Origin of the sequence: Stenotrophomonas pictorum JCM 9942, from assembly GCF_001310775.1 — a bacterium.
GTDB classification, from domain to species: Bacteria; Pseudomonadota; Gammaproteobacteria; order Xanthomonadales; family Xanthomonadaceae; genus Stenotrophomonas; species Stenotrophomonas pictorum.
In genome coordinates, this window is the sequence record NZ_BAZI01000106.1 from 1 (window position 1) to 8,159 (window position 8,159).

Annotated in this window: 8 protein-coding genes and 4 pseudogenes; 5 read left to right on the plus strand and 7 right to left on the minus strand. The window is 67.4% G+C overall.

Features of this window, described 5'->3' with window-relative positions; translation table 11 throughout:
• The 4 genes and pseudogenes from JCM9942_RS07310 to thpR all read right to left on the minus strand — a co-directional run.
• Window positions 1-620 (minus strand): annotated as a pseudogene (locus JCM9942_RS07310) (virulence factor family protein); the annotation flags it as partial.
• Window positions 621-688: 68 nt separating this feature from the next.
• The gene (locus JCM9942_RS07315) at window positions 689-871 is read right to left on the minus strand and encodes an oxidoreductase-like domain-containing protein (RefSeq protein WP_054658784.1); all 183 of its coding nucleotides are present in this window, start codon (window positions 869-871) and stop codon (window positions 689-691) included.
• A 62-nt stretch (window positions 872-933) separates the two neighbouring features.
• Window positions 934-1,533: an HD domain-containing protein gene (locus JCM9942_RS07320; RefSeq protein WP_054658786.1), complete on the minus strand. Its 600-nt coding sequence runs from the start codon at window positions 1,531-1,533 to the stop codon at window positions 934-936.
• Between the two features lie 71 nt (window positions 1,534-1,604).
• Window positions 1,605-2,186 (minus strand): annotated as a pseudogene (thpR, locus tag JCM9942_RS18210) (RNA 2',3'-cyclic phosphodiesterase); the annotation flags it as partial.
• Window positions 2,187-2,462: 276 nt separating this feature from the next.
• On the opposite strand from thpR, the gene JCM9942_RS07330 reads away from it, so the two are divergent.
• The gene (locus JCM9942_RS07330; protein WP_083468457.1) at window positions 2,463-3,557 is read left to right on the plus strand and encodes a tetratricopeptide repeat protein; all 1,095 of its coding nucleotides are present in this window, start codon (window positions 2,463-2,465) and stop codon (window positions 3,555-3,557) included.
• 9 nt (window positions 3,558-3,566) lie between these two features.
• On the opposite strand, the gene JCM9942_RS07335 is transcribed toward JCM9942_RS07330, so the two are convergent.
• On the minus strand, window positions 3,567-3,899 hold the full coding sequence (locus JCM9942_RS07335; protein ID WP_054658790.1) for a zinc ribbon domain-containing protein YjdM: 333 nt from the start codon (window positions 3,897-3,899) through the stop codon (window positions 3,567-3,569).
• Between the two features lie 107 nt (window positions 3,900-4,006).
• Between JCM9942_RS07335 and JCM9942_RS07340 the strand changes: the two genes are divergently transcribed.
• From JCM9942_RS07340 to JCM9942_RS07350, 4 genes and pseudogenes are all read left to right on the plus strand, one after another.
• The gene (locus tag JCM9942_RS07340) at window positions 4,007-5,365 is read left to right on the plus strand and encodes an Hsp70 family protein (RefSeq protein WP_054658792.1); all 1,359 of its coding nucleotides are present in this window, start codon (window positions 4,007-4,009) and stop codon (window positions 5,363-5,365) included.
• 132 nt (window positions 5,366-5,497) lie between these two features.
• A pseudogene (locus tag JCM9942_RS07345) lies at window positions 5,498-6,078 on the plus strand (mechanosensitive ion channel domain-containing protein).
• A gap of 135 nt (window positions 6,079-6,213) precedes the next feature.
• A pseudogene (locus JCM9942_RS20450) lies at window positions 6,214-6,540 on the plus strand (hypothetical protein); the annotation flags it as partial.
• Between the two features lie 80 nt (window positions 6,541-6,620).
• Entirely contained in the window at window positions 6,621-7,469 is an 849-nt protein-coding gene (locus JCM9942_RS07350; protein ID WP_304941131.1) for an MFS transporter, read from the plus strand.
• Between the two features lie 18 nt (window positions 7,470-7,487).
• On the opposite strand, the gene JCM9942_RS07355 is transcribed toward JCM9942_RS07350, so the two are convergent.
• Together JCM9942_RS07355 and JCM9942_RS07360 are read right to left on the minus strand one after the other, a co-directional pair.
• On the minus strand, window positions 7,488-7,751 hold the full coding sequence (locus JCM9942_RS07355) for a DksA/TraR family C4-type zinc finger protein (RefSeq protein WP_054658794.1): 264 nt from the start codon (window positions 7,749-7,751) through the stop codon (window positions 7,488-7,490).
• A gap of 82 nt (window positions 7,752-7,833) precedes the next feature.
• The coding region (locus JCM9942_RS07360; protein ID WP_157722811.1) for a DUF2058 family protein at window positions 7,834-8,159 on the minus strand (326 nt) is incomplete at its 5' end.

The following is an 8,159-nucleotide window of genomic DNA, read 5'->3' on the forward strand; positions in this document are numbered from 1 at the left end:
AAATCGCGGTACAGCGGTATCGCCGTGCGGAAGCCGGTCAGCGCCGCCGCCGGGCAGGCGCCGTTGCGGTGGGCCGCGTTCAACCACGGAAACCGCAACGCCTGCGGCACCAGTTCCGCGCGATGGATCGCATCGCCGCAGATCATCGTGGCGTTATGCAGTCGCGGGCAGAAGTCCTCGGTCAGCAGACCGGCAAAGATCGCGGAGTCGGCCTGCGTGGCGATGGCATAGGCCAGTGCCGCACCGTCGCCATCACCGCCCAGAATCGGCAGACGGTAGGTCGGCACGTGGAAGAACGCCTGCACGTAGCGGGAAAAATTCTCCACATCGCCGGCGGAGAAACCACAGTCGCCGCCCTCGCTGGCAACCCGCCGGTACAGGCGGCCGGTATCGACCTCCACCACCATCGCCCCGTCTTGGCGCAGCGCCTGCCGCCGCGCCTCACGCTGCGCACGATCGCCATCGCCTGAGAACCACAGCACCACGCGCTGCACCGGGCCGGCGGGCAACCACACCGGCACCTGCTCGAAACGGCCGTGGCTGACGTGCTGCTGCGCCATCGCCGGCACCACCAGCAGGCACAGCAGCATCCCCCAGACAAACCGCCGCGCGTGCGTCATGAGCCACTCCCATCACCGGAATGCGCAGCGTACCCCTGCGCCGCGGAACCGGCTGTCGAGGCGGCGGCTCAGTCCAGCGCGTCGGGGTGGCGCAGCTTCCAGGCCGCCAGCGCCTGCCGGTACTGGTTCAGCTCATCGGCATACAGGTCCAGCACGCACAGCGGACAACCGCTGTCACAACACTCGTTCGGACCGGGCGCCTGCGGAGGCTGCGGACGCGGGTCCGGATCGGGAAGGGGCTGCACGTTCATTACATCGACCACGGGGACCGCACCGGCAATTCGTCAACGCGCATTCTAGCCAGTGGCCGCGCTCAGGCCGTGACCCGGCGCAGGTTGGCGCGCGCGGCGGCGTCGTAGCGGGCATGGAAGAAGTCGCTGAAGAAGATGCGCGGCTGCGCCAGCACCCCTTTCAGAAAACGGCGGCGGTTGAGCCGGAACAGGAAGCCGGGCACCTTGCCGCGGTATTCCTCGGCGATGCCGCGGTCGTAGGCGTCGAACACCGCCTCCGGGGCACCGAGGATGGCCATGTCACTGTCCAGGAACAGCGCGGCATCGTGATCGAGATCTGCGCTGCGCACGCTGCCATGGCGCGCGGTCAGTTCGATCAGCGCCATCACCCGCGCCACATCGACATCGTGATCGGCCAGCCAGCGGCCGATCGCCAGCTGCGCCAGTTGCGCCGAGCGCAGCTCGTTGTCGCCACGCCCGGCCTCGTAGATCGCATCGTGGTACAGCACCGCCAGCAGCACCTCCAGCGGCTGCTGCCAGCCGGGCCCGGCGGCGACGTCGCGGTAGTGGTGCAGCAGCGCCTGCACATGGCCGAAGTTGTGATACGCCCGCGGCGGCTGCGCGTAGGCGACTTTGACCTCGGCCAGCAGCGGTGGCGGCAATGACAGCGGCAGCTCTTCCATGACGGCATCTTCGCAGGCCCACGCCCGCCTGCAAGCCCTGGCCTGCAGTCCAGTAGTGATGCGGGCTCAGCCAGCGGCCAGCAGCCTTCCAGCTGATAGCGGGTCTGCCCCAGGAAACTGCGGACCAACACGAATTCGCGCACGAACCAGCGCTGCGGCTGCACCGGCTGGATCGGCATCCGCCGTTTGTCGTACAGCAGGGTGATGTGCGGGGTGAAACGCGGGTCCGGCTTCCCGCCCACGCCCTGCAGGCAGCGCGCCAGTTCCTGATGCAGCCCGTGCAGCAGTTCGGCGCCGTAGTCGCTGCGCAGTACGAACGGATTCTGCCGGTTGCCGGCAAAGCTGCCGACCTGGTCGAAGCACACTTCGAACTCGGGCATCCGCACCCGCAAAGCGGCCTGCTGCACCTTGGCCAGCAGGCTCGGCGGCAGGCCCGCATAGTCGCCCAGATGATGCAGGGTGATATGCAGGCGCTCGCGCGCCAGCGGGTGCCCGGTCAGACCATGTTCCTCGCGCAACCCCTCGGCCAGCTCGGCAATCCGCGCGGCCGTGGCCGGGTCCGGCAACACCGCGAAGAACAGGCGCTCGGTGGGAATGTCGCTGCCAAGACCCAGCGACAGCTGGGCCTCGGTAGAAGGAAGATACTTCGTCATGATCTGGCGTAGAAAGCCTGCCGGCCCGGGCCGAGCCCTCGCGGCGGGTCAATACTGTCTGGGGCCGCGGATACTAGCAGACCCCACCGCCCCCGACCCGCCCCTGATCAATTTTTGACCAACCTTCGGCAATGCAGGTGGCACAAGGCCTGCCGGTGGTTATCCACACCTTTGCCAAGGGCTGGTCCACACCGGTTGTGGATTGTGTGAAAACCCGCCGGCCCGCCTCTCACAGGCCTACACTGGTCGCGCAACAGCAGCCCCCGGGTGATCGCCATGATCGGTTGGAATGCCTTGATCCTGCTTGCCGGCTCGAGCCTGTCGCCGGCCCCTGCCACCGCGCCCCCCGAACTTCCCACACCCACCCAGCTGATGGCCATCCCGGCGGAGCTGCGCGCGCAGCTGCAGACCCGGGTGATCGACACCACGCACTCACCGGAGCTGCGGCTGCAACGGCTGGTCGAACTGGTGTTCCAGCCGGAGGGGCTGGCCCTTCAATACGACACCGGGGCGACGCTGAGCGTGGCCGAGGTCTGGCAGCAGCGGCGCGCCAATTGCCTGTCCTTCACCCTGCTGTTCGTGGCGCTGGCGCGGGAGATCGGGCTGGATGCGCGGATGCAGGAGGTCGGCCAGGTGGTGTCGTGGTACCAGGACCAGGGACTGATCTTCACCGCTGGCCACGTGAATGTCGGCCTGCGCGTGGGCGGACGCCACGCCACCCTGGATCTGGACCAGAACGTGCTGTACGACCGGCGCGGTCCGCGCCCGATCTCTGACCGGCGTGCGATCGCGCACTTCTACAACAACCGGGGAGTCGAGCATCTGGCTGCGGGCGACTATCCCGCCGCGCGCGCCTACTTCGATGCGGCGTTGCAGATGGACCCGCGCTTTGTCGCCACCTGGAACAACCTCGGCGTACTGGAATCGCGGGTGGGCGACAACGCCGCCGCGGCCCGTGACCTGGAATCGGCGCTGGCGATCAACGGCGAACATGCGCCGGCGTTGTCCAATGCGGTGGCGCTGTACACGCGCACCGGCGACATTCCCCATGCCGCGCGCCTGCAGAAAAAGCTGGACCGCGCCCGCGCACGCGATCCGTTCTACCAGTTCATGCAGGCCACCCAGGCCGAGCGCAGCGGCGACTATGCGCAGGCGATCCACTACTACCGCAACGCCCTGAAGCTGTACGACAACGCGCACCAGTTCCATTTCGGGCTGGCGCGCGCGTATTTCCTCAGTGGCGACAACCGGCTTGCCGAACGCGAGATGGAACGGGCGCGGCAGCTGGGCGACAACGAGCGGCAACGCGCGCTCTACCAGGCCAAGCTGGACAGCCTGCGACGGCTGCAGGCCCGGCGCCCCTCACATTGAGACGGCAGCTCAGGCCTTGCGCAGGAAGCAGGTCTTCAGCACCAGTCCCTTGATCTTTTCCGAGTTGCCTTCGATGTGCTCGGCATCATCTTCGACCAGACGGATATTGCGGATGACCGTGCCCTGCTTGAGCGGGATCGAGGAGCCCTTGACCTTCAGGTCCTTGATCACGGTGACGGTGTCACCGGCCACCAGCACATTGCCGTTGCTGTCGCGCACCACCAGCGCGCTGGCAGCCGCTTCGCCCGGCACCCATTCGTGGCCGCAATCGGCGCAGATCCACAGCGCGCCGTCTTGATAGATATTTTCCAGCGAACACTGCGGGCAGGATGAGGTGGACATGGCGACTCCCGGACAACATGAAAGACCGTTCATTGTAGCCGCTCACGCCGCGCTGCCGGCCGCGTAGTAAAGTGCGCGGCCGTTTTGTCCGCCAGCCTTCACGCTTCATGAAACTCGGTATCGATTTCGGCACCAGCAATTCCGCCGCCGCCGCGCTGATCGACGGCAAGGTCGTGCCGGTCAGCTTTGGCCAGGCCCAGCAGTTCCGCACCACGGTGTATTTCCCCGAGGTGATGCGCGACCCCAACGATTTCGAGCTGACGCCCCAGCTGGAGCAGCAGCTCGATGAGCTGATCGAATCCGGCCGGCGCGATGCCCGCGCGGCCGGCCGCGAGCGCGGTTTCGAGCAGCTGCGCAGTGATGCGATCCGCGTCGTGCGCCGGCAGTGGATGGAAGAACGCATCCGCGAGCCGCGCAGCTCCACCGCGCTGCTGCAGAACGCGCTCTATGGCGACGATGCGCTGGAAGCCTACTTCGAGGAGAACGAAGGCAATCTGGTGCAGAGCCCCAAATCCATGCTCGGCTACAACCTGCATCCGCGCGCCCGGCAGACCATCACCGGCATCGCCACCCACATCCTCGAACACATCCGCCTGACCGCCTCCCGGCAGCTCGGCCAGAATGTGCGCAGCGCCCTGCTCGGCCGCCCGGTGCAGTTCCGCAGCTCGATCGGCGAGGCGGGCAACGACCAGGCGCTGGAGATCCTGCGCAGCGCTGCGTTGGCGGCCGGCTTCGATGAGATCGATTTCCTCGAAGAACCCGCCGCCGCGGCCATGCACTACCACGCGGTCAGTGCGCAGCGGCACGAGGCGGTGATCGTGGACGTCGGTGGCGGCACCACCGATATCGCCCACGCCAGCGTCGGCGGCGATGCCGCCCCGCGGATCCATCGCGCTTGGGGTATCGCCCGCGGCGGTACCGATATCGATCTGGCGCTGAGCCTGGCCGGCTACATGCCGCTATTCGGCCGCGGCATCACCCGGGTACCCACCCATCATTACGTCGAAGCGGCGATGGTGCAGGACATGACCCGCCAGCGCGATTTCCGCCAGCACAACTACGACGCGGTGGAGGCGCCCTACGGCCCGCGCCTGCAGGCATTGCAGGACACCGGCAACACCGCGCGCCTGTACCGTGAGGTGGAGCGCTGCAAGATCGCGCTCAGTGGCGCGGCACACCATGCCAGCGCACTGAATTTCATCGAACCGGGGCTGAGCGTGGAAACCGATGCGCCGCAACTGGCCAGCGCCGCGCGCGGCTATCTGGGTGAACTGGACGCCCTGCTGCAGCAGGTCCGCACCGACATCGGCCATGACCCGACGGCGGTGTTCCTGACCGGCGGCATGTCACGCGCCGGCTACATCCAGCACGCCGCTGCGGCGGCGTTCCCGGGTGCGACCGTGGTCCACGGCGACCCCTCGTTCGGTGTCGTGCAGGGGCTGGCGCTGGCGGCGACCCTCCGCTAGGCGAACAGCGCGGTACCCGCGTCCCGTGCTGGCGGCCCGGCTCGGGGTCATCGACAATCAGCCTCATCGCATCACGTATTCCTGTGGCGTTGCAGCCACGGCAGCGCGTCACGCAACACAAGGATTTCCCGGATGAAGCACTACCTCCCGCCCTCGCTGCAGCAGTGGCTCGAACCGATCAACACCGGCTCATGATCGCCTTGATCCTGCTTGTCGCCTGGCTGTTTCGTCTGTTCACCCGGCACCTGCTGGCCCGTCTCGGCCGCCACTACACCTTGCCGGCGCCGATCGAGCTGGCGATCCGGCGACTGTCCAACTTCGTCATCTGGACCGCCACCGCGTTGGCCCTGCTCAACCAGGTCGGCGTCGCCCCGTCGGTGCTGTGGACCGCCTTCACCGGTTTTGCCGCGGTCGGCGCGGTGGCGTTCTTTGCCGCATGGAGTGTGCTCTCCAACATCTTCTGTACGTTCCTGATCTTCACCACCCGGCCGTTCCGGCTGGGCGACCAGATCGAACTGCTGGAGAACGGCGAAAAGCCCGGCCTGAAGGGAGTGGTCACCGACATCAACCTGATCTACACCACCCTGTCCGAGATCGGCGGCCCGGTCGAAGGCACGCTGATGCAGATCCCCAACAGCCTGTTCTTCCAGCGGGGTCTGCGCCGCTGGCGGGGCACCGACGCCTTGCCAGCGCCGATCCAGGGGGATGGCTGATGAAAAAGGCCGGCCATTGCCGGCCTTTCTGTCTGCGCCGGTCGCCCACCACCGGCGCGGTTCACGCGCGTGCCTTCCGTCCGTGCGAAAATTGCCGCCACTGACCGTCCCCACCGGTCGCCGCTCCAGTCAACGATGTCCTCCCCCGTTTCCTCTTGCCCTGCCCCGCAGGCAGGCGACGCTTTTGCCGTTGCCCAGCTCCAAGCCCCGCGCAGCGACCGCCAGCGCTGGCTCAGCGTCATCGCCCTGGCACTGGCCGCATTCGTGTTCAACACCAGCGAATTCGTCCCGGTCGGGCTGCTGAGCGATATCGGCGGCAGCTTCGGCAAACCGATCGAGCAGGTCGGGCTGATGCTGACGATCTACGCCTGGGTGGTCGCACTGACCTCACTGCCGTGCATGCTGCTGACCCGCAACTTCGACCGGCGCCGGCTGCTGCTGGGCGTGTTCGCGCTGTTCATCGCCAGCCACGTGCTCTCCGGCGTGGCCTGGAGTTATCCGGTCCTGATGGCCAGCCGTATCGGCATCGCCTGGCGCATGCGGTGTTCTGGTCGATCACCGCCTCGCTGGCGGTACGTGTGGCACCGGAAGGCAAGCGTCCGCAGGCGCTGGGGCTGCTGGCCACCGGCACCTCGGTGGCGATGGTGCTGGGTATCCCGCTGGGCCGCATCGTCGGCGAATGGCTGGGCTGGCGCATCACCTTCCTGGCCATCGGCGGCGTCGCGCTGCTGGTGATGCTGGTGCTGGCCCGCCTGCTGCCGGCCCTGCCCAGCCAGAACAGTGGCTCGGCCAGCAGCCTGCCGCTGCTGCTGCGACGCCCGGCGCTGGTTTCGCTGTACGTGCTGGTGATGGTGGTGATCTCGGCGCAGTTCACCGGCTACAGCTACATCGAGCCGTTCGTACAGGCCATCGGCGGCTTCGATGCGCATGTCACCACGCTGGTACTGCTGCTGTTTGGCGGCATGGGCTTTGTCGGCAGCGTGCTGTTCGCCCGCTTCGGCACGCGCTGGCCACGCGGCTTCCTGCTGGCCGCGATCGGCACCCTGGCCGCCTGCCTGTTGCTGCTGCGCACCGGCCTGGGCAACGCCTGGCTGCTGTACCTGCTGGTGTCGATCTGGGGTGTGGCGATGATCAGCTTCGCGCTGTCGATGCAGTCCAAGGTGCTGAACCTGGCTTCGGATGCGACCGACGTGGCGATGGCGCTGTTTTCGGGCATCTTCAACATCGGCATCGGTGCCGGCGCGTTGATCGGCAGCCAGGTCAGCCTGCATCTGGGCATGCAGCACATCGGTCTGGTCGGCGGGCTGATCGCCAGCGCCGGCTGGCTGTGGTGCCTGTTCGCGCTGCTGCGCTGGCGCGGCAGCTTCCAGCTGCGCTCCGGGCAGCACTGAGGCCTGCGCCGGCAGCGGCTACCGCAGCTGGCTGTCCTTGCTGCCGCGGCGGTTGTAGCCACTGAACGCTTCGTCCTCGTCCCGCGCCTGCTGGCAGGCGATACACAACCGCACGCCGGGCACGGCCTTGCGGCGCGCCTCGGGAATCGGCGCGTCACATTCTTCGCAATGCTCCAGCCCGGGGCCGCTGGGCAGGCGGCTGCGGGCGCGCTTGATCGCGTCTTCGACCGTCGCGTCGATCTGATCCTGAACGGCGGTATCGCCCGCCCAACCGGTGGCCATGGTTGCCAGCTCCGAAGTGGAAATGACGTGACCGCAGCCTAGCGCAGTTGCTTGAACGACGGGACAACGCCGCCGCGGCGACTCACCACATCAGATCGTCGGGTACCTGGAACTGCGCGTAATAGGCGTCATCCTCGGCATTGCCGGTGGACACCGGGGTATCCGCGCTCTGGCCGTGGTCGAGCACGATCAGTTCGGCCGCGCGTTCACGCACCTTCTCCGCCGCCACCCGTGGCAGCAACGCAAAACCGTCGGCATGACGGACGATCACCAGCGCACCCGCGGACAACTGCTTGCGCTGCGCATCATCGACCAGCAGCGTGCGGATCAGCGTGCCGTCGTTGAAACGGTATTCCTGCTCGCCGGCGCGCGGCAGCTTGCGGTCGGCGATGATCTGCCGGGCCTGCG